The sequence below is a fragment of the Paraburkholderia sp. FT54 genome, assembly GCF_031585635.1.
Taxonomy (GTDB): domain Bacteria; phylum Pseudomonadota; class Gammaproteobacteria; order Burkholderiales; family Burkholderiaceae; genus Paraburkholderia.
In genome coordinates this window covers 234,978-254,809 of record NZ_CP134195.1, presented here as the reverse complement: position 1 = coordinate 254,809, position 19,832 = coordinate 234,978, and the positions used below count along the sequence as shown (strand labels likewise).

Annotated in this window: 16 protein-coding genes, 6 tRNA genes and 3 rRNA genes; 7 read left to right on the top strand and 18 right to left on the bottom strand. The window is 59.1% G+C overall.

Going from position 1 to position 19,832, the window contains the following annotated elements; genetic code table 11:
• The 18 genes from rplL to RI103_RS01100 all read right to left on the bottom strand — a co-directional run bounded on the left by rplL (position 1) and on the right by RI103_RS01100 (position 14,180).
• Positions 1–375 (bottom strand): 50S ribosomal protein L7/L12, encoded by a 375-nt coding sequence (gene rplL, locus RI103_RS01185; RefSeq protein WP_062129471.1) that lies wholly within the window; start codon positions 373–375, stop codon positions 1–3.
• Between the two features lie 63 nt (positions 376–438).
• Entirely contained in the window at positions 439–942 is a 504-nt protein-coding gene (gene rplJ / locus RI103_RS01180) for a 50S ribosomal protein L10 (RefSeq protein ID WP_007180144.1), read from the bottom strand.
• Positions 943–1,244: 302 nt separating this feature from the next.
• On the bottom strand, positions 1,245–1,943 hold the full coding sequence (rplA, locus tag RI103_RS01175) for a 50S ribosomal protein L1 (protein ID WP_007180145.1): 699 nt from the start codon (positions 1,941–1,943) through the stop codon (positions 1,245–1,247).
• Positions 1,944–2,375 carry a 50S ribosomal protein L11 gene (gene rplK / locus RI103_RS01170; protein ID WP_007180146.1) on the bottom strand — a complete coding sequence of 144 codons (432 nt, stop codon included), beginning with the start codon at positions 2,373–2,375 and terminating at the stop codon, positions 1,944–1,946. It lies immediately after the preceding gene.
• 164 nt (positions 2,376–2,539) lie between these two features.
• Positions 2,540–3,097, bottom strand: a complete 558-nt coding sequence (nusG, locus tag RI103_RS01165; RefSeq protein ID WP_310813669.1) for a transcription termination/antitermination protein NusG — start codon at positions 3,095–3,097, stop codon at positions 2,540–2,542.
• Position 3,098: 1 nt separating this feature from the next.
• Positions 3,099–3,479, bottom strand: coding sequence for a preprotein translocase subunit SecE (gene secE, locus RI103_RS01160; protein WP_046567533.1), 381 nt, complete (start codon positions 3,477–3,479; stop codon positions 3,099–3,101).
• Positions 3,480–3,515: 36 nt separating this feature from the next.
• Positions 3,516–3,591, bottom strand: a tRNA-Trp gene (locus RI103_RS01155).
• A 64-nt stretch (positions 3,592–3,655) separates the two neighbouring features.
• Complete coding sequence (tuf, locus tag RI103_RS01150; RefSeq protein WP_012434572.1) at positions 3,656–4,846, bottom strand: elongation factor Tu; 1,191 nt, start codon at positions 4,844–4,846, stop codon at positions 3,656–3,658.
• Positions 4,847–4,909: 63 nt separating this feature from the next.
• Positions 4,910–4,984, bottom strand: a tRNA-Thr gene (locus RI103_RS01145).
• Positions 4,985–5,000: 16 nt separating this feature from the next.
• Positions 5,001–5,074 (bottom strand) — tRNA-Gly (locus RI103_RS01140).
• A 41-nt stretch (positions 5,075–5,115) separates the two neighbouring features.
• Positions 5,116–5,201 (bottom strand) — tRNA-Tyr (locus RI103_RS01135).
• Positions 5,202–5,356: 155 nt separating this feature from the next.
• Positions 5,357–5,470: ribosomal RNA gene (gene rrf, locus RI103_RS01130) — 5S ribosomal RNA — on the bottom strand.
• A gap of 241 nt (positions 5,471–5,711) precedes the next feature.
• A 23S ribosomal RNA gene (locus RI103_RS01125) occupies positions 5,712–8,590 on the bottom strand.
• Positions 8,591–8,927: 337 nt separating this feature from the next.
• Positions 8,928–9,003 (bottom strand) — tRNA-Ala (locus RI103_RS01120).
• 54 nt (positions 9,004–9,057) lie between these two features.
• Positions 9,058–9,134 (bottom strand) — tRNA-Ile (locus RI103_RS01115).
• Between the two features lie 65 nt (positions 9,135–9,199).
• Positions 9,200–10,730 (bottom strand): 16S ribosomal RNA (locus tag RI103_RS01110).
• Together the 16S, 23S and 5S rRNA genes with 5 tRNA genes alongside form the textbook arrangement of a ribosomal RNA operon.
• A gap of 466 nt (positions 10,731–11,196) precedes the next feature.
• Positions 11,197–12,468 (bottom strand): SGNH/GDSL hydrolase family protein, encoded by a 1,272-nt coding sequence (locus RI103_RS01105; RefSeq protein ID WP_310813668.1) that lies wholly within the window; start codon positions 12,466–12,468, stop codon positions 11,197–11,199.
• Between the two features lie 89 nt (positions 12,469–12,557).
• The gene (locus tag RI103_RS01100) at positions 12,558–14,180 is read right to left on the bottom strand and encodes an NAD(P)/FAD-dependent oxidoreductase (protein WP_310813667.1); all 1,623 of its coding nucleotides are present in this window, start codon (positions 14,178–14,180) and stop codon (positions 12,558–12,560) included.
• A 216-nt stretch (positions 14,181–14,396) separates the two neighbouring features.
• On the opposite strand from RI103_RS01100, the gene paaA reads away from it, so the two are divergent.
• From paaA to RI103_RS01065, 7 genes are all read left to right on the top strand, one after another.
• A complete protein-coding gene (gene paaA, locus RI103_RS01095) occupies positions 14,397–15,395 on the top strand; it encodes a 1,2-phenylacetyl-CoA epoxidase subunit PaaA (RefSeq protein WP_310813666.1) in 999 nt (332 codons plus the stop codon).
• 39 nt (positions 15,396–15,434) lie between these two features.
• Complete coding sequence (paaB, locus tag RI103_RS01090; RefSeq protein WP_007179854.1) at positions 15,435–15,719, top strand: 1,2-phenylacetyl-CoA epoxidase subunit PaaB; 285 nt, start codon at positions 15,435–15,437, stop codon at positions 15,717–15,719.
• 8 nt (positions 15,720–15,727) lie between these two features.
• The gene (gene paaC / locus RI103_RS01085) at positions 15,728–16,531 is read left to right on the top strand and encodes a 1,2-phenylacetyl-CoA epoxidase subunit PaaC (protein ID WP_310813665.1); all 804 of its coding nucleotides are present in this window, start codon (positions 15,728–15,730) and stop codon (positions 16,529–16,531) included.
• A 7-nt stretch (positions 16,532–16,538) separates the two neighbouring features.
• Entirely contained in the window at positions 16,539–17,099 is a 561-nt protein-coding gene (paaD, locus tag RI103_RS01080; protein WP_310813664.1) for a 1,2-phenylacetyl-CoA epoxidase subunit PaaD, read from the top strand.
• Position 17,100: 1 nt separating this feature from the next.
• Positions 17,101–18,189 (top strand): 1,2-phenylacetyl-CoA epoxidase subunit PaaE, encoded by a 1,089-nt coding sequence (gene paaE / locus RI103_RS01075; protein ID WP_310813663.1) that lies wholly within the window; start codon positions 17,101–17,103, stop codon positions 18,187–18,189.
• Positions 18,190–18,337: 148 nt separating this feature from the next.
• Entirely contained in the window at positions 18,338–19,150 is an 813-nt protein-coding gene (locus RI103_RS01070) for a DUF1835 domain-containing protein (RefSeq protein ID WP_310813662.1), read from the top strand.
• A gap of 14 nt (positions 19,151–19,164) precedes the next feature.
• Complete coding sequence (locus RI103_RS01065; RefSeq protein WP_310813661.1) at positions 19,165–19,773, top strand: TetR/AcrR family transcriptional regulator; 609 nt, start codon at positions 19,165–19,167, stop codon at positions 19,771–19,773.
• The last annotated feature ends 59 nt before the right edge of the window (positions 19,774–19,832 follow it).

The following is a 19,832-nucleotide window of genomic DNA, read 5'->3' as shown; positions in this document are numbered from 1 at the left end:
TTACTTGATTTCAGCTTTCGCGCCGGCTTCTTCCAGCTTCTTCTTGGCTTCTTCAGCAGCAGCCTTCGGTACCGCTTCCTTAACAGGCTTCGGTGCACCGTCAACCAGGTCCTTCGCTTCCTTCAGGCCGAGGCCCGTCAGTTCACGAACAGCCTTAATGACCGAAACCTTGTTCGCGCCGACTTCCGTCAGGTTGACCGTGAATTCGGTTTGCTCTTCAGCAGCTGCAGCAGCGCCGCCGCCTGCCGGGCCTGCCACTGCAACAGCAGCCGCCGACACGCCAAACTTTTCTTCGAACGCCTTGACCAGCTCGTTCAGTTCCAGAACCGACATCGAGCTTACTGCCTCGAGGATGTCTTCTTTTGCGATTGCCATTTGAAATACTCCTAAATTGAATTCGGATACAGCCAGCGATCAATCACGCTCGACTGAAGTGCATTACGCAGCGGTTTCTTCGCCTTGTTTCTTTTCTGCCAGCGCGGCCAAAGCGCGCGCAAAGCCGGAAACAGGTGCTTGCATAACGTACAACAGCTTGGAGAGCAGTTCTTCGCGGCTCGGGATGTTTGCCAGCGCTTGCACGCCAGCCTTGTCCATCACCTTGCCTTCGTAGGAACCGGCCTTGATGATCAACTTGTCATTGGTTTTGCCGAAGTCGTTGACGACCTTAGCAGCAGCAATTGCATCTTCCGAGATGCCGTAGATCAACGGACCAGTCATCTGCTCTGCCAGCGGAGCAAACGGGGTACCTTCGACGGCGCGACGCGCCAACGTGTTTTTCAACACGCGAAGGTAAACCTGTTGCTCACGCGCTTTCGCGCGCAGCTTGGTCAGATCGCCAACCGCGATTCCACGATACTCAGCCAGAACCACGGTCTGGGCTTTCGCGACTTGCGCGGCAACCTCAGCGACGACGGCCTGCTTGCTTTCTTTGTTAAGTGGCACGGTTAACCTCCAGATTCGATACACGCAGCGTGCGCCTTGTGTACCGCGTTCAATAACGGCGTCCGACCAGTCAGGAGTATTTCGACCGCCTGAGTCCCGCGTTGCTGCGGATATCAACCGGCTTCATCACTACAAAACCTTTTCGGGTTCGCCATCTGCGTTGGCTTTACATTAAGGACGCGCCTACCAGCTGCGTGCCCGCCAACGGTCTTTGACAACCGGTCGCTCGATGCAAACTGCCACCTTACGACCGCCCAAAGCCCATAAAACCGCCCCGACTCACGCCGAGGCGATGAAATCTATTACTGTGCCGCGATCGATGCCTGGTCGACGCGAACGCCAACACCCATCGTGCTCGACAGCGCAACCTTGCGCAGGTAGACACCCTTGCTCGTTGCCGGCTTTGCTTTTTGCAGCGCGTCGACGAGAGCGTTCAGGTTGCTGCGCAGAGCCGTCGGCTCGAACGAAGCACGGCCGATGGTGGCGTGAATGATACCGGCCTTGTCGACACGGAATTGCACCTGACCAGCCTTGGCGTTCTTCACGGCGGTCGCGACGTCCGGCGTAACCGTACCGACCTTCGGATTCGGCATCAGGCCGCGCGGGCCGAGGATCTGACCGAGGGTACCGACAACGCGCATCGTGTCCGGCGAAGCGATCACGATGTCGAAGTCCAGCTTGCCGGCCTTGACTTGTTCAGCCAGGTCTTCCATACCGACGACTTCTGCGCCAGCTGCACGAGCCTGCTCAGCCTTTTCGCCTTGTGCGAACACAGCGACACGGACCGACTTACCGGTACCTGCCGGCAGAACGACCGAGCCACGAACCACTTGATCCGACTTCTTTGCATCGATGCCGAGTTGCACCGCAACGTCGATCGACTCGTCGAACTTCGCGCTTGCGCATTCCTTCACGAGCGACAGAGCTTCGTCGATTGCGTACAGCTTCTGACGATCAACCTTGGCTGCAAATGCTTGCAGACGCTTCGAAAGCTTAGCCATTTACACGCCCTCCACGGTGATGCCCATCGAGCGGGCGCTACCAGCGATCGTACGAACCGCTGCGTCAAGATCAGCTGCCGTCAGATCGGGCATCTTGGTCTTGGCGATGTCTTCAGCTTGAGCGCGGGTGATCTTGCCGACCTTGTCGGTATGCGGCTTGCTCGAACCCTTGTCGATCTTCGCTGCCTTCTTGATCAGAACCGTTGCCGGCGGCGTCTTCAGAACGAACGTGAAGCTCTTGTCCGCGAACGCTGTGATCACAACCGGAATCGGCAGACCCGGTTCCAGTGCTTGAGTCTGCGCGTTGAACGCCTTGCAGAACTCCATGATGTTCAGGCCGCGTTGACCCAGTGCCGGACCAACCGGCGGCGACGGATTGGCTTTACCTGCAGGAATCTGCAGCTTGATAAAGCCGATAATTTTCTTTGCCATGTTGAAAGCCTCTTTGGAACACCGCACGATACATGCGAGCGTTCAGTGAGTAGTAGCGCGCGTTCACCGCAAAATTGGGTACTGACGCTCCTCAACGGCCATTACGCGGACCGTAAGCGCGAAATACGGAACGCGCCGACTGGCGCGCTCCGCAAAATTCTGGATTACAACTTTTCGACCTGGCCGAATTCCAGCTCGACCGGCGTTGCGCGGCCGAAGATTGTAACGGAAACACGGACGCGTGACTTTTCGTAGTTCACTTCTTCGACGCTGCCGTTGAAATCCGTGAACGGACCATCCTTCACCCGCACCATCTCGCCAACTTCGAACAGGGTCTTCGGACGCGGCTTCTCCACGCCTTCCTGCATTTGCGACATGATCTTCTCGACTTCCCGCGGGGAAATCGGACTCGGACGATTACGCGCACCGCCTACGAAACCCGTCACCTTTGCCGTGTTTTTCACGAGGTGCCACGTCTCGTCAGTCATTTCCATTTCAACGAGCACATAGCCCGGGAAGAAACGACGCTCGGTCACCGACTTGTGACCGCCTTTCACCTCGACGACCTCTTCAGTCGGAACGAGGATTTGACCGAACCGGTCTTGCATGCCAGCACGTTCGATGCGCTCCTGGAGCGCACGTTGCACGCTCTTCTCCATGCCGGAGTAGGCGTGCACGACGTACCAACGTTTGCCACTCGGGGATGCCGGAGTATCGCTCATATCATTTCCAACCCAGAATCACCGAGAAAATCGCCCATTCGATGGATTTATCACTGATCCACAGAAAGATCGCCATGACGAACACGAAGCCGAACACTACGAGCGTTGTCTGGGTAGCCTCTTTGCGAGTCGGCCAAACAACCTTGCGGACTTCCTTGTACGAATCTTTGGCGAAAGCGATGAAACCCTTGCCAGGCGCGGAGAGAAGACCGACTGCAACACCCGCGATCGCACCAACAGCCAAGGCAGCTCCGCGGACGTACCATTCCTGGCCACTAAGCCAGAAGAACCCCACGAACCCGGCCAAGACCAGCAATACGCCCGCGACGAGCATCAGCTTGTCGCCGGATGTATTTACAGTTTCGACGGAAGGATTCGCCATAACACCTTAACGAAGCGCCACATACGGCGCGAGAGTTGGCAGGGGCAGAGGGAATCGAACCCCCAACCTTCGGTTTTGGAGACCGACGCTCTGCCAGTTGAGCTATACCCCTAAACCATTTGGGGCTGACGACACCGCCAACCCCGAAACTACCGATTAACGAGAACTATCTGGCGTTACTCGAGAATCTTGGCAACCACACCTGCGCCGACCGTACGGCCGCCTTCGCGGATGGCGAAACGCAGACCTTCTTCCATCGCGATCGGGTTGATCAGCTTCACCGTGATCGACACGTTGTCGCCCGGCATGACCATTTCCTTGTCCTTCGGCAACTCGATCGAGCCCGTCACGTCCGTCGTACGGAAGTAGAACTGCGGACGGTAGTTGTTGAAGAACGGCGTGTGGCGGCCGCCTTCGTCCTTGCTCAGCACGTACACTTCAGCCGTGAAGTGCGTGTGCGGGTTGATCGAACCCGGCTTCGCCAGCACCTGGCCACGCTCCACGTCTTCACGCTTCGTGCCGCGCAGCAGGATACCCACGTTGTCGCCTGCCTGACCTTGATCGAGCAGCTTGCGGAACATTTCCACGCCCGTGCAGGTCGTCTTCACCGTCGGCTTGATACCAACGATTTCGATTTCCTCGCCGACCTTCACGACGCCGCGCTCAACGCGACCCGTCACCACCGTGCCGCGACCCGAGATCGAGAACACGTCTTCCACCGGCATCAGGAACGCGCCGTCCACTGCGCGCTCCGGCGTCGGGATGTACGTATCCAGCGCGTCGGCCAGATTCATGATCGCCACTTCGCCCAGCTCGCCCTTGTCGCCTTCCAGCGCCAGTTTGGCCGAACCCTTGATGATCGGCGTGTCGTCGCCCGGGAAGTCGTACTTCGACAGAAGTTCGCGAACTTCCATCTCGACCAGTTCCAGCAGCTCGGCGTCGTCCACCATGTCGCACTTGTTCAGGAACACGATGATGTACGGCACGCCAACCTGGCGCGCCAGCAGGATGTGCTCACGCGTTTGCGGCATCGGGCCGTCAGCGGCCGAGCACACCAGGATCGCGCCGTCCATCTGCGCTGCACCCGTGATCATGTTCTTCACATAGTCAGCGTGGCCCGGGCAGTCGACGTGCGCGTAGTGGCGGTTAGCCGTTTCGTACTCGACGTGTGCCGTGTTGATCGTGATACCACGTGCCTTTTCTTCCGGTGCCGCGTCGATCTGGTCGTATGCCTTCGCTTCGCCGCCAAACTTCTGCGTCAGAACCGTCGTGATCGCTGCCGTCAGCGTGGTCTTGCCGTGGTCAACGTGACCGATCGTGCCGACGTTCACGTGCGGCTTGGTCCGCTCAAACTTACCCTTGGCCATTTTCGACTCCTAAGAGGATTTTTCCGTACGTTGCGCCGGGCGCAAACAATCACTAAGTACTTCTGGTGCCCATGGGCAGGATCGAACTGCCGACCTCTCCCTTACCAAGGGAGTGCTCTACCACTGAGCCACATGGGCGCTACTTCTCCAATGCTGGAGCGGGTGAAGGGAATCGAACCCTCGTCGTAAGCTTGGAAGGCTTCTGCTCTACCATTGAGCTACACCCGCAAGGATCCATGGATTCCCAACAACTGCTACAACTTGCATTCTGGTGGAGGAGGTTGGATTCGAACCAACGTAGGCGTAAGCCAACAGATTTACAGTCTGCCCCCTTTAGCCACTCGGGCACCCCTCCGCAGAGAACTGATGATTATGGGGGAACAACCGCTTATTGTCAAGACTTGCTTGATCGTTCCAAACCCAAGGCTCTCACTTATATAGTGATTTCAACGCTTCCGTAAACGCAGAAACCCCACCTTTTTTGGGTGGGGTTTCTGATGCTGCTGGGGAGCCTGACGATTACCTACTTTCACACGGGTAATCCGCACTATCATCGGCGTGGAGTCGTTTCACGGTCCTGTTCGGGATGGGAAGGGGTGGGACCGACTCGCTATGGTCATCAGGCATGACTTGTTGTCATGCTGTCTGTGGGACAGCACAACCAATCGGGAAGAAGTAGTTTCTGGTGATGCTCACCAGGGGTGAAGCTGTTGGGGTTGTGTTGTCTGTGTGTATCAATTCGCACAACACTGATCTCAACCGTGCGTTCTGCGAGCGCCTCTGGTCATTCCAGCGCCCTGCCCCCTTCGGGGGTTGTCCTGAGTAAGTGCTGAAGCACTAACTCATGACGAAACACACCTGTTATAGGATCAAGCCTTACGGGCAATTAGTATCAGTTAGCTTAACGCATTACTGCGCTTCCACACCTGACCTATCAACGTCCTGGTCTTGAACGACCCTTCAAGGGGCTCGAAGCCCCGGGGATATCTCATCTTAAGGCGAGTTTCCCGCTTAGATGCTTTCAGCGGTTATCTCTTCCGAACATAGCTACCCGGCGATGCCACTGGCGTGACAACCGGTACACCAGAGGTTCGTCCACTCCGGTCCTCTCGTACTAGGAGCAGCCCCCTTCAAATATCCAGCGCCCACGGCAGATAGGGACCAAACTGTCTCACGACGTTTTAAACCCAGCTCACGTACCTCTTTAAATGGCGAACAGCCATACCCTTGGGACCGGCTACAGCCCCAGGATGAGATGAGCCGACATCGAGGTGCCAAACACCGCCGTCGATATGAACTCTTGGGCGGTATCAGCCTGTTATCCCCAGAGTACCTTTTATCCGTTGAGCGATGGCCCTTCCATACAGAACCACCGGATCACTATGACCTGCTTTCGCACCTGCTCGACTTGTCGGTCTCGCAGTTAAGCACGCTTATGCCATTGCACTATCAGCACGATTTCCGACCGTACCTAGCGTACCTTCGTACTCCTCCGTTACACTTTGGGAGGAGACCGCCCCAGTCAAACTGCCTACCATGCACTGTCCCCGATCCGGATCACGGACCAAGGTTAGAACCTCAAACAAACCAGGGTGGTATTTCAAGGATGGCTCCACGCAGACTGGCGTCCACGCTTCAAAGCCTCCCACCTATCCTACACAGACCGGTTCAAAGTCCAATGCAAAGCTACAGTAAAGGTTCATGGGGTCTTTCCGTCTAGCCGCGGGGAGATTGCATCATCACAAACACTTCAACTTCGCTGAGTCTCGGGAGGAGACAGTGTGGCCATCGTTACGCCATTCGTGCAGGTCGGAACTTACCCGACAAGGAATTTCGCTACCTTAGGACCGTTATAGTTACGGCCGCCGTTTACCGGGACTTCAATCAAGAGCTTGCACCCCATCATTTAATCTTCCGGCACCGGGCAGGCGTCACACCCTATACGTCCACTTTCGTGTTTGCAGAGTGCTGTGTTTTTATTAAACAGTCGCAGCCACCAGTTTATTGCAACCCCTTCACCCTTCTGGCGCAGGCCAGTCAGGCTACAGGGGCGTACCTTATCCCGAAGTTACGGTACCAATTTGCCGAGTTCCTTCTCCCGAGTTCTCTCAAGCGCCTTAGAATACTCATCTCGCCCACCTGTGTCGGTTTGCGGTACGGTCTTGTTGAACTGAAGCTTAGAGGCTTTTCCTGGAACCACTTCCGATTGCTTCGTCGCCTGAGCGACTGGCCTCGCACCCTTGAATTCCGCGCCCGGATTTGCCAAAGCGCCTTCTCCAATGCAAGGACCGGGACTTCCAACACCCGGACAACCTTCCGCGATCCGTCCCCCCATCGCATTCAACAATGGTGCAGGAATATTAACCTGCTTCCCATCAGCTACGCATTTCTGCCTCGCCTTAGGGGCCGACTCACCCTACGCCGATGAACGTTGCGTAGGAAACCTTGGGCTTACGGCGAGGGGGCCTTTCACCCCCTTTATCGCTACTCATGTCAGCATTCGCACTTCCGATACCTCCAGCACACTTTCCAGTGCACCTTCGCAGGCTTACGGAACGCTCTCCTACCATGCACATAAATGTGCATCCGCAGCTTCGGTATATTGCTTAGCCCCGTTACATCTTCCGCGCAGGACGACTCGATCAGTGAGCTATTACGCTTTCTTTAAAGGATGGCTGCTTCTAAGCCAACCTCCTGACTGTTTTAGCCTTCCCACTTCGTTTCCCACTTAGCAATATTTGGGGACCTTAGCTGGCGGTCTGGGTTGTTTCCCTCTTGACACCGGACGTTAGCACCCGATGTCTGTCTCCCGTGATTGCACTCTTCGGTATTCGGAGTTTGCTATGGCGTAGTAATCCGCAATGGACCCCACAACCATGACAGTGCTCTACCCCCGAAGGTGATACACGAGGCACTACCTAAATAGTTTTCGGAGAGAACCAGCTATTTCCAGGTTTGTTTAGCCTTTCACCCCTATCCACAGCTCATCCCCTAACTTTTCAACGTTAGTGGGTTCGGACCTCCAGTACGTGTTACCGCACCTTCATCCTGGCCATGGATAGATCACCTGGTTTCGGGTCTACACCCAGCGACTGAACGCCCTGTTCGGACTCGCTTTCGCTACGCCTGCCCTAATCGGTTAAGCTTGCCACTGAATGTAAGTCGCTGACCCATTATACAAAAGGTACGCCGTCACCCCTTGCGAGGCTCCGACTGTTTGTATGCATGCGGTTTCAGGATCTGTTTCACTCCCCTCCCGGGGTTCTTTTCGCCTTTCCCTCACGGTACTGGTTCACTATCGGTCGATCACGAGTATTTAGCCTTGGAGGATGGTCCCCCCATCTTCAGACAGGATTTCACGTGTCCCGCCCTACTTTCCGTACACCTAGTTCTTCCTCGCTGTTTTCGTCTACAGGGCTATCACCTGCTATGGCGGCACTTTCCAGAGCCTTCGACTAACAATGAAGATAAAGAGTACAGGCTGGTCCCATTTCGCTCGCCACTACTCTGGGAATCTCGGTTGATTTCTTTTCCTGCGGTTACTTAGATGTTTCAGTTCACCGCGTTCGCTTCACATGACCTATGGATTCAGTCATGGATGACCCATACGGGCCGGGTTTCCCCATTCGGATATCGGTGGATCAAAGCTCGTTTGCCAGCTCCCCACCGCTTTTCGCAGGCTACCGCGTCCTTCATCGCCTGTGATCGCCAAGGCATCCACCACATGCACTTGTTCGCTTGACCCTATAACGGGTGTGTCTCCTGTGTGATCCACTGGGAATCACACGCTCGCCACGCCCGCTACAGGTTGAGTATTCGTGTTGCGCCGTATTCCAAAAGCGATCTTTCGATCTCTCTTTTCATACATTGATACAATCACAACCCTGATTCACCTACTCGCACACCCATCTCTAAGTATGCTTTCGTGAATCTCTTTACTACTTCTTCCTGATTGTTAAAGAACGACAGCCGACATAAAACCCTGTTTCATGTCACTCTGACTGGCTCAATCGCCAATGCCTGTTTCACTACACCGCAAACCCCTTTCAAGGTCTGCCGCAGTAAAACCGGCATTGAGGATTGGTGGAGGATGACGGGATCGAACCGACGACCCCCTGCTTGCAAAGCAGGTGCTCTCCCAGCTGAGCTAATCCCCCAGTCATACAGATACCCCAGAGGTTTTTAGACGATCAGCACACCAGACAAGACTTTGGTGGGTCTGGATGGATTCGAACCATCGACCCCCGCCTTATCAAGACGGTGCTCTAACCGACTGAGCTACAGACCCCTGAGTCTGTCCATTTTCACAGCCGATAAGCGTGAGCGCTCAACGTTCGACACGTCCAGCTCGAGAAAGGAGGTGATCCAGCCGCACCTTCCGATACGGCTACCTTGTTACGACTTCACCCCAGTCATGAATCCTACCGTGGTGACCGTCCTCCTTGCGGTTAGACTAGCCACTTCTGGTAAAACCCACTCCCATGGTGTGACGGGCGGTGTGTACAAGACCCGGGAACGTATTCACCGCGGCATGCTGATCCGCGATTACTAGCGATTCCAGCTTCACGCACTCGAGTTGCAGAGTGCGATCCGGACTACGATCGGTTTTCTGGGATTGGCTCCCCCTCGCGGGTTGGCGACCCTCTGTTCCGACCATTGTATGACGTGTGAAGCCCTACCCATAAGGGCCATGAGGACTTGACGTCATCCCCACCTTCCTCCGGTTTGTCACCGGCAGTCTCCCTAGAGTGCTCTTGCGTAGCAACTAGGGACAAGGGTTGCGCTCGTTGCGGGACTTAACCCAACATCTCACGACACGAGCTGACGACAGCCATGCAGCACCTGTGTTATGGCTCCCTTTCGGGCACTCCCACCTCTCAGCAGGATTCCATACATGTCAAGGGTAGGTAAGGTTTTTCGCGTTGCATCGAATTAATCCACATCATCCACCGCTTGTGCGGGTCCCCGTCAATTCCTTTGAGTTTTAATCTTGCGACCGTACTCCCCAGGCGGTCAACTTCACGCGTTAGCTACGTTACCAAGTCAATGAAGACCCGACAACTAGTTGACATCGTTTAGGGCGTGGACTACCAGGGTATCTAATCCTGTTTGCTCCCCACGCTTTCGTGCATGAGCGTCAGTATTGGCCCAGGGGGCTGCCTTCGCCATCGGTATTCCTCCACATCTCTACGCATTTCACTGCTACACGTGGAATTCTACCCCCCTCTGCCATACTCTAGCCCGCCAGTCACAAATGCAGTTCCCAGGTTAAGCCCGGGGATTTCACATCTGTCTTAGCGAACCGCCTGCGCACGCTTTACGCCCAGTAATTCCGATTAACGCTTGCACCCTACGTATTACCGCGGCTGCTGGCACGTAGTTAGCCGGTGCTTATTCTTCCGGTACCGTCATCCCCCCGCCGTATTAGGGCAGAGGATTTCTTTCCGGACAAAAGTGCTTTACAACCCGAAGGCCTTCTTCACACACGCGGCATTGCTGGATCAGGGTTGCCCCCATTGTCCAAAATTCCCCACTGCTGCCTCCCGTAGGAGTCTGGGCCGTGTCTCAGTCCCAGTGTGGCTGGTCGTCCTCTCAGACCAGCTACAGATCGTCGCCTTGGTAGGCCTTTACCCCACCAACTAGCTAATCTGCCATCGGCCGCCCCTGCAGCGCGAGGTCCGAAGATCCCCCGCTTTCATCCGCAGATCGCATGCGGTATTAATCCGGCTTTCGCCGGGCTATCCCCCACTACAGGACACGTTCCGATGTATTACTCACCCGTTCGCCACTCGCCACCAGGGTTGCCCCCGTGCTGCCGTTCGACTTGCATGTGTAAGGCATGCCGCCAGCGTTCAATCTGAGCCAGGATCAAACTCTTCAGTTCAAACCTGTTACTGTTTTCGGTTCAGTTAAGAACCGGTCGCTCACTCAACGTACTGACGAATGATCTTTCCATCTCGCGATGAAAAAACCTTCCTTTCATTACTGTGTGAGACTTGATACTTTCGCTTTGCGGCAGACCCCGGAGGATCCGCCTCGCGTCGCGCATCAAGCGCCCACACTTATCGGCTGTTAATTTTTAAAGATCGGTTACGCATTCACTACCAAACCAGCACCACACTTCAACCACCCGGCACCGCTTCGTTCTGCGTCGCTGCATCTGCAGCAGAGAAACGAGATTATGAAGGCTCTTTTTCGTTTCGTCAACAACATTTTTCGCTTTCGCTTAAAACCTTGTTGACGTTACGGCCGCTGGTTTCTGCCGCGGCCCTCGTTCGCAAACGAGGAGGCGAATCTTAGGTCAACATCAGCTATATGACAAGGGTTCGACCGAAATCTTTTTTGACGGCTCACTTGTGGGCTGATTTCACCACCGCGTCCATCGGAACTGCCTCGGCCATTGCTGAGTAGCCCGCGTCGCCAGGATGGATGTGGTCGCCGCTGTCAAAGTTGCGCTGCAGGCGATCCGGCTGCGCCGGATCACGCAGCGCAGCGTCGAAGTCCACGACGCCGTCGAAAGCATGGCTGGTCCGAATCCACTGGTTGACGGCGCGCCGGATGTTTTCTCGCTGCGGCGGAAGCGACGCCGGCGTCAAGGTCGCGCCGAAGACCTTCACGCCGGCGTGCCGAGCGGCGGCGATCAACCGCTGGTATCCGGCGATCAGGTCGGCAGCCGTCACCGAGGTGTGCGGGAAGTCGCAGTCGAGACCGCCACGCGGCGGCATTGACGCGAAGTTGATGTCGTTGATGCCGATCAGCAGAATCGCCGTCTTGACGCCGGGCCGCGCGAGCACGTCGCGCTCGAAGCGCGTCGCGAGCGCGTCGCCGTAGCAAGGGGAGTCGCTCAGCAAGCGGTTGCCGCTAATTCCCAGATTGACGATCGCAGTCGACCGGTTGCCGCTAGCGGCAAACCGGCGGGCCAACGCGTCCGGCCAGCGGCGATTCTGGTTCAGACTGGAGCGCATGCCATCGGTGATCGAATCGCCAATCGCGGCGACGGCCGCAGAAGCAGGCGCCGCGTCCACCGACAATCCGCTCATCCACACATATTGCGTAAACCGACCGCGAAACGCTTCCGCAGAGGCGTCCGCCGTGTGATTACCCGGCGCCGAAACGTAGTTCACCTGGCTCGACACGCGGTGCCAAGCCATAATCCGCTGCTCCGGCCCCATAAAAACGCTGACCGCGTAGGGAGCAGCTTCGGCAATATCAATGGCGACCGGGTCGCTGTCCAGTTCGCCGCCCGGCGGAATCGATACCGCGCTCTTGCCGCCGAACGTCACGCGCGCCTCACCACCACTGACCACGGCCGCGCCGCCCGCCGAGCGTGCGATGCGCAGATCTTCGATGACCAGCGGCGTTTTGCCGTACTGGTTGCTAAGGTGGACCCGCGCCGACTTTCCGGACAACGTCGGATAGACAATCTGGCGCACGGTCCGCCCGGCTACTTCTGGTGCGCGATAGAGCGGCGGCAAGTCCGCCCGCTGTGGGATGGGTTGCAGCGCTGTTGCCCAAGCAGTGACCCAATGCACTGGGGCGTCGGCGGCGAAAACGGTTGGGGAGACGGCAAATTGGGCCAGCAGCGCTGCGCCGCATGCGGCAGCTAGGGTGCGAATGGTCATTCAGGTAGTCGGTTCGAGGCGAAACGAGCATTGTGCCCGATCGCCACGGCCGTCGCGGCCGGGCGCGACGGCATTCCGTCCCTATCGACTCAGGCCGCCTGCGCCCCGGCCATCTTCAACGCGAGCGCTTCAGCGACTTCGATCCCGTCGATGGCCGCCGAGTAGATGCCGCCGGCATACCCAGCGCCTTCGCCAGCCGGATACAGACCTTCGACATTCATGCTCTGATAGTCGTCCCGCCGACGCACGCGAATGGGCGACGACGTTCTCGTCTCGACGCCGGTCAGCACCGCGTCGTGCATCGCAAAGCCGGCAATCTTCTTGTCCATCTGCGGCAAGGCTTCGCGAATGGCCTCGATCACGTAGTCGGGAAGCGCGGTGCTGAGATCGGTCGGATGTACGCCGGGTTTGTACGACGGCACCACCGAACCTAGCGATGTGGACGGCCGGCCGGCGATAAAGTCGCCGACCAGCTGGCCCGGCGCCATATAGTTGCCGCCGCCAAGCTCGAAAGCCCGCTCTTCCCACTTGCGCTGAAAAGCAATGCCGGCGAGCGGGCCGCCCGGATAGTCATCCGGCGTAATACCGACGACGATCCCCGCGTTGGCGTTCCGCTCCGCCCGCGAATACTGACTCATGCCGTTGGTCACGACGCGACCCGGCTCGGACGTCGCCGCCACCACGGTGCCGCCCGGGCACATGCAAAAGCTGTAGACGGCGCGGCCGTTGCTGCAGTGATGCACCACCTTATAGTCGGCGGCGCCAAGCTGCTTGTGACCGGCAAACTTGCCGAAACGGCTGCGATCGATCAAACCCTGCGGATGTTCAATCCGGAACCCGAGTGAAAACGGCTTCGCCTCAATATAGACGCCACGGTCGTTCAGCATCTGGAAGGTGTCGCGCGCACTGTGACCGACCGCCAGCACCACATGATCGCAGCGCAGCGTTTCCCCGGTGGACAGCTTTAACCCGCGCACCTTGCCCTCGTCGATCTCGATATCGTCGACGCGGGTTTCGAAACGCACCTCGCCACCCAGTTCGTGGATGGTCGCGCGCATTTTTTCGACCATGCTTACCAGCCGGAACGTGCCGATATGCGGCCGGCTAAGAAACAGAATGTCTTCCGGCGCGCCGGCCCGCACGAATTCGTCGAGCACCTTGCGACCGTAGTGCTTTGGATCCTTGATCTGGCTATACAGCTTGCCGTCCGAGAAGGTGCCCGCGCCGCCTTCACCGAACTGCACATTCGACTCGGGATTGAGCACTGACTTGCGCCACAGGCCGAACGTGTCCTTGGTGCGCTCGCGCACGGCCTTGCCGCGCTCGAGGATGATCGGCCGGAAGCCCATTTGCGCCAGGATCAACCCGGCGAACAGGCCGCACGGACCCATGCCGATCACGACCGGGCGCAGCGCGGTCATCTGCGCCGGCGCTTGGGCGACGAAGCGGTACGTCATGTCAGGCGTCACGCCGCAGTGCGGCACATCGGAGAGCCGCTTGAGCGCCGCCGCTTCATCCCTGACTTCGACATCGACGATGTAGGTGAGCTTGATGTCGGCGCGCTTGCGCGCATCGTGCGCGCGGCGAAACACGGTGTATCGGACGAGCCCGTCCGCGGCCACGCCGAGTTCCGCGAGGCGAGCATGCACGGCGGCTTCGAGGACACTGTCGGGATGATCGAGCGGAAGTTTGATTTCGCTTAGACGTAACATGAGTACCGGGGGATGCAGGAAGGCCGCACATCGCGGCCAATTCGCAATTTTATAGGTTTAGTGTGGGGGCGGGGCGTCGGCACAGACGAAACGCCTGTGTAACGAGTCCGCTCCTCCCCTATCGGCCCGATCGACCTATCTCAAAAAATTTATTAACCGACCGGTCGGTTGGCTTATACTGTGCGCACACAGACAACTTCCGCAGAGAGCGTCCCCATGTACACGCAATCCCTGGATATTCCCGGCAATGTCGCCCCGCTGGATGCGGGCGCGGACTCGTCCGAGCAGACGCAATTCGACGCGGTCATGGCCGCCGACGGCAAGATCGAAGCTCAGGACTGGATGCCGGAGGCTTACCGTAAGACGCTGGTCCGGCAAATCTCGCAACACGCGCATTCGGAAATCGTCGGCATGCTGCCGGAGGGTAACTGGATCACGCGCGCGCCTAGCCTGAAGCGCAAGGCGATCCTGCTCGCCAAAGTGCAGGACGAAGCCGGCCACGGCCTTTATTTATATAGCGCGGCGGAAACGCTGGGCGTATCGCGCGATCAGCTGATCGCGGCGCTGCACTCGGGCAAAGCCAAATACTCGAGCATCTTTAATTACCCGACGCCCACATGGGCGGACGTCGGCGTGATCGGCTGGCTGGTGGACGGCGCGGCGATCATGAACCAGATTCCCCTGTGCCGTTGCACTTACGGCCCGTATGCACGCGCCATGATCCGCATCTGCAAGGAAGAGTCGTTCCACCAACGCCAGGGTTTCGACGCGCTCATGTCGATGATGTCCGGCACCGAAGCGCAGCGTGAACTGGTCCAGCAGGCCGTGAATCGCTGGTGGTGGCCGGTGCTGATGATGTTCGGCCCGAGCGATAAGGATTCGATCCACAGCAACCAGTCGTCGAAATGGGGCATCAAGCGCATCTCGAACGACGACCTGCGCCAGAAATTCGTCGACGCCACCGTCGACCAGGCCAAAGTGCTCGGCGTCACGCTTCCCGACCCGGACCTGAAGTGGAACGAAGCGCGCGGCCATCACGACTACGGCGACATCGACTGGGAAGAGTTCTGGCGCGTGGTGAATGGCGACGGCCCGTGCAATCGCGAGCGTCTCGCCACCCGCGTCAAAGCTCACGACGACGGCGCCTGGGTCCGCGAAGCCGCCCTCGCCCACGCCGAAAAACAGCGCCAGCGCGCACAACAGCACGCCGCCTAACCCGCGCGATATGCCGGACAAAGAATCAGGAGATCTGCAATGAACAAGGAATGGCCGATTTGGGAAGTCTTCGTGCGCAGCAAGCAGGGACTCGACCACAAACACTGCGGTAGCCTGCACGCCGCCGACGCGCCGATGGCGCTGCGCATGGCGCGCGACGTCTACACGCGCCGCCAGGAAGGCGTGAGCATCTGGGTGGTGCCGTCGTCGGCGATTACGGCGTCCGCGCCGGAAGACAAGGCGGAGCTGTTCGAACCGGCTGGCGACAAGATTTACCGCCACCCGACGTTCTACACGCTCCCCGACGAAGTCAACCACATGTAAGCGCGGCCATGGACATCACGCCTCAACATCTCCAATACGTGCTGCGCCTTGCGGATACCGCGCTGATCCTCGGTCAGCGTAATACCGAGTGGTGCGGCCACGGCCCGATCCTCGAAGAGGACATCGCGCTGTCGAACATGAGCCTTGACCTGATCGGCCAGGCGCGCCTGCTGTATACGCATGCCGCGTCGCTCGAGCAGCAGCTCACCGGCAAAAACCGCACGGAAGACGACTACGCGTACTTTCGCGCCGAGCGCGAGTTCGCCAACTACACGCTCGCCGAATTGCCGCATGTCGGCCCGCTGTCGGCCACGGCGAAAGCCGAGAAGGACTACGCGGTCACGATCGTGCGCAATTTCCTCTATTCGACGTTGATGGCGCATCTGTGGACAGCGCTCACGGCATCCGCCGACGATCAGTTGGCGGCGATCGCATCGAAGTCGATCAAGGAAACCAGCTATCACGTGCACCACGCACGCGAGTGGCTGATCCGTTTCGGCGACGGCACCGAAGAATCGCATCGCCGCGCGCAAGCCGCACTGGACTATCTGGTGCCGTACACGCGGGAGTTCTTCAGCACTGACGCCGTCGAGCAGACCATCGCGGCCGCCGGCATCGGCCCGTTGACATCGGACCTCGAAGCGGCATGGCTCGCCGACGTGCGCGCCACGCTCGACGAAGCTACCTTGACGCTGCCCGAACCTGTCAAGCACATCACGGCTGGCAAGCACGGCGAGCATTCCGAGCACATGGGTTTCGTGTTGGCCGAAATGCAGAGCCTCGCACGCCAGCATCCCGGCGCCACCTGGTAATCCGACGATGACGACTTCGACTGCCCTTCGCACGACCGACATGACCGACACGACCGACGCCGCGCTCGAACGCGCATGGGCCGTTCTCGAAACGGTGCCCGATCCGGAGATTCCGGTGGTGTCGATTCGCGAGCTCGGTATTCTGCGCGACGTGCGGCGCGCCGCCGACGGCACGCTTGAAGTCGTGATCACGCCGACCTACTCCGGTTGCCCGGCCATGTCGCAGATTGCCGAGGACGTCGCGCATGCGCTCGAGGTGGCGGAACTCACGCCTTATCGGATCGCCACGGTGCTGGCACCGGCCTGGACCACTGACTGGATGACCGCCGAGGCACGCGAAAAGCTGCGCGCCTACGGTATCGCGCCGCCCACGGGCAATTGCGGCTCGCCCGCGCCCGTGCAGGAAAAAGTGATGCGCTTCGTGCCCCGCGCGCTGCCCGCGCCGTCGTGTCCGCGTTGCGGTTCGGCGCATACCGAGCGTCTCGCGCAATTCGGCTCGACCGCCTGCAAAGCCTTGTACCGCTGCCTCGACTGCCGCGAACCCTTCGACTACTTCAAACCATACTGACATGGCCACCCCGCAATTTCACCCGCTGCGTATCCGCGAAGTGCGGCCCGAAACCGCCGATTCGGTTTCGGTCGCCTTCGAAGTCCCCGCCGAACTGCGCGACCACTATCGCTTCACGCAAGGCCAGTTCGTCACGCTGAAGACGCATATCGATGGTGAGGAAACGCGTCGTTCGTATTCGATCTGCGTCGGCGTCACCGATTACGATCGCGACGGCGAACTGCGCATCGGCATCAAACGCGTACGCGGCGGGCGCTTCTCGAACTTCGCCTTCGACACGCTGCAGCCCGGCCACACGATCGAGGTCATGACGCCGGACGGGCGCTTCTTCACCCACCTGAACGCCGATCAGGGCCAGCAATACCTGGCGTTCTCAGGCGGTTCGGGCATTACGCCGGTGCTGGCCATCATCAAGACGACGCTCGAAGTCGAACCGCGCAGCACCTTCACGCTCGTGTACGGCAACCGCAGCGTCGATCAGATCATGTTCGCGGAAGAGCTCGAGGATCTGAAGAACCGCTTCATGAATCGCTTCGTGCTCTATCACGTGCTGTCCGACGATCTGCAGGACGTTGAGCTGTTCAACGGCGTGCTCGATCAGGCAAAGTGCGCGGCCTTCATCGAGAATCTGCTACCGGCCGAGGCGATCGACGAGGCCTTCATTTGCGGCCCCGGTCCGATGATGGACGCCGCCGAAGCCGCACTGAAAGCCGCTGGCGTGCCAGCGGAAAAGGTGCACGTGGAGCGCTTCGGCTCGCCGCTGCCGCAGGCGGGCGTGCCGCCGGTCGAAATCACCGAAGACACACCGGCCGCCGACCTCGAAATCGTGCTCGACGGGAAACGCCGCAAGCTGCGCCTGCCGTATCAGGGCGTGAGCGTGCTCGACGTCGGCCTGCGAGCCGGCCTCGCGCTGCCTTACGCGTGCAAGGGCGGCGTCTGCTGCACTTGCCGCGCGAAGGTGCTGGAAGGCGAAGTGAAGATGGAAAAGAACTACACGCTCGAAGAGCACGAAATCCGCGACGGTTTCGTGCTGACGTGCCAATGCCATCCGATCAGCGACCGCGTGGTGGTGAGCTACGACGAACGTTGAGCCTTAAGCGGCGGACGGCCAGGCAAGGACGCCCGCCGCGCTTTCAGCAGTTCCGCGATGCGCTTACACTAGGGGCCGCTCGCGATCGGACTTCCGTCCCGGTCGATGAGCGGCCCCTAGTGCTGTTAACCGACCTACGCCACTGCCGATGAGCACGATCCACCTCACCAACGGCGATGTCGCCGCCGAGTCACTCCGCACCACATTGCGGGACGTGGGCCGCGACGATCGCGTGCATGCGTTGCGCGATGATCTCGCGGTCGGCCCGCTCCGCGGCGTCGACGACGCGCCGGACGTGCGCGCGGACTTCTGGGATCGCGTGAGCGCGGACACCCGGCGCGATTTCCTGCGGGAATTCCGCGAGCAGGCCGCGACGCTTGAGAATATCGCGCGCGGCGAAGCAAATCTGGTGGTCTGGCACGGCGAAAGCGCATCGGATCAATTGATGCTGCGCCGTGTCTGCTATCACCTGCGCAACTGCCCTCAGCGTCTGAACGAAATCCGCCTGTCGATTTGCGATCTCACCGATCCGGGCGCATGGGCGCATAGCCGCAAAGACCGCGCGACCTCTGTCGGGATGTTCGCGCCGGCCGTACTGCAAGCCCGGTTGCCGGACGCCGCGCCGATTTCCGTGCTGCGCATCAGCCGGCTCGCGCTCGAATGGCAGGAAGTCAAACACGCGAACGGCGAAACGCGGCGCTGGCGCGACAATACGTTCACGAGCGGCAGCTTCACGGAACTGGACGCGCTGATTCTTGAGCGCGTCACTGAAGACTGGCAGCCCGCCGCGCGCGTTGCCGCCGAATTGATGGCCGCCGAACTCGGCTTCCTGGTCAGCGACAGCATTGTGCTGTGGCGCTTCCGCGAACTGGCCGCGAGCCGGCGCATCAAGCTGCGTGGCGACGCGAGCGCGTGGCGCACGCTGGAATTGTGCGCAGCCTTCGCCCCCTGTCCACACTAAAAAAACACACGACTATGGCCCGCACCCGAGCCCCCGACCACGAAACCCAACGCGAACAAATTCTCGAACTCGCTGCGGCAAAATTCGCCCAGACCAGCTATCCCAGCACCTCGATGGCCGATCTCGCCGCTGCGAGCGGCACCTCGAAAGCGCGGCTTTACCATTACTACGCGAGCAAGGAAGCAATCTTGTTCGATCTGCTGGACCGTTACACCAAACGGCTCATGCTGATCATCGCCGAGGTGGAAGGCGCGAGCCAGCGGCGCGGCTTGTCGGAGCGGGAAACCTTCGCCGAGTTGATCCGGGCGTTTCTGTCGGAGTATGAGACGTCGCACAGCCGCCACGTCGCGCTATTGAACGACGTGAAGTATCTGGTCGACACCCAGCGCGAAGTGATTCTGAACCGTCAGCGTGACGTGGTCGCCGCTTTTGCGCGGCAGTTGGCGCGCGCCTATCCCGAGCGCGCCACGCGCGACAACCAGACCGCGCTCACCATGATGGTATTCGGCATGATCAACTGGACATTCACCTGGCTGAAGCCGGACGGCCCGATGGGTTATCGTGAATTCGCCGAGCAGGTGGTCGGCATGGTGGACCACGGACTAAGCTCAAACCCGGTCTGATTCCGCACCGCAACAATATTCAGACGCAATAATGCTCCGACGTGGCCGATGCGCGACAT

Bases quoted from the DNA above. Each gene is read 5' to 3' on its own strand.
- rplL (WP_062129471.1), bottom strand. From the start codon at position 375: ATGGCAATCGCAAAAGAAGACATCCTCGAGGCAGTAAGCTCGATGTCG.
- rplA (WP_007180145.1), bottom strand. From the start codon at position 1,943: ATGGCTAAGCTTTCGAAGCGTCTGCAAGCATTTGCAGCCAAGGTTGAT.
- rplK (WP_007180146.1), bottom strand. From the start codon at position 2,375: ATGGCAAAGAAAATTATCGGCTTTATCAAGCTGCAGATTCCTGCAGGT.
- nusG (WP_310813669.1), bottom strand. From the start codon at position 3,097: ATGAGCGATACTCCGGCATCCCCGAGTGGCAAACGTTGGTACGTCGTG.
- secE (WP_046567533.1), bottom strand. From the start codon at position 3,479: ATGGCGAATCCTTCCGTCGAAACTGTAAATACATCCGGCGACAAGCTG.
- tuf (WP_012434572.1), bottom strand. From the start codon at position 4,846: ATGGCCAAGGGTAAGTTTGAGCGGACCAAGCCGCACGTGAACGTCGGC.
- RI103_RS01105 (WP_310813668.1), bottom strand. From the start codon at position 12,468: ATGACCATTCGCACCCTAGCTGCCGCATGCGGCGCAGCGCTGCTGGCC.
- RI103_RS01100 (WP_310813667.1), bottom strand. From the start codon at position 14,180: ATGTTACGTCTAAGCGAAATCAAACTTCCGCTCGATCATCCCGACAGT.
- paaA (WP_310813666.1), top strand. From the start codon at position 14,397: ATGTACACGCAATCCCTGGATATTCCCGGCAATGTCGCCCCGCTGGAT.
- paaB (WP_007179854.1), top strand. From the start codon at position 15,435: ATGAACAAGGAATGGCCGATTTGGGAAGTCTTCGTGCGCAGCAAGCAG.
- paaC (WP_310813665.1), top strand. From the start codon at position 15,728: ATGGACATCACGCCTCAACATCTCCAATACGTGCTGCGCCTTGCGGAT.
- paaD (WP_310813664.1), top strand. From the start codon at position 16,539: ATGACGACTTCGACTGCCCTTCGCACGACCGACATGACCGACACGACC.
- paaE (WP_310813663.1), top strand. From the start codon at position 17,101: ATGGCCACCCCGCAATTTCACCCGCTGCGTATCCGCGAAGTGCGGCCC.
- RI103_RS01070 (WP_310813662.1), top strand. From the start codon at position 18,338: ATGAGCACGATCCACCTCACCAACGGCGATGTCGCCGCCGAGTCACTC.
- RI103_RS01065 (WP_310813661.1), top strand. From the start codon at position 19,165: ATGGCCCGCACCCGAGCCCCCGACCACGAAACCCAACGCGAACAAATT.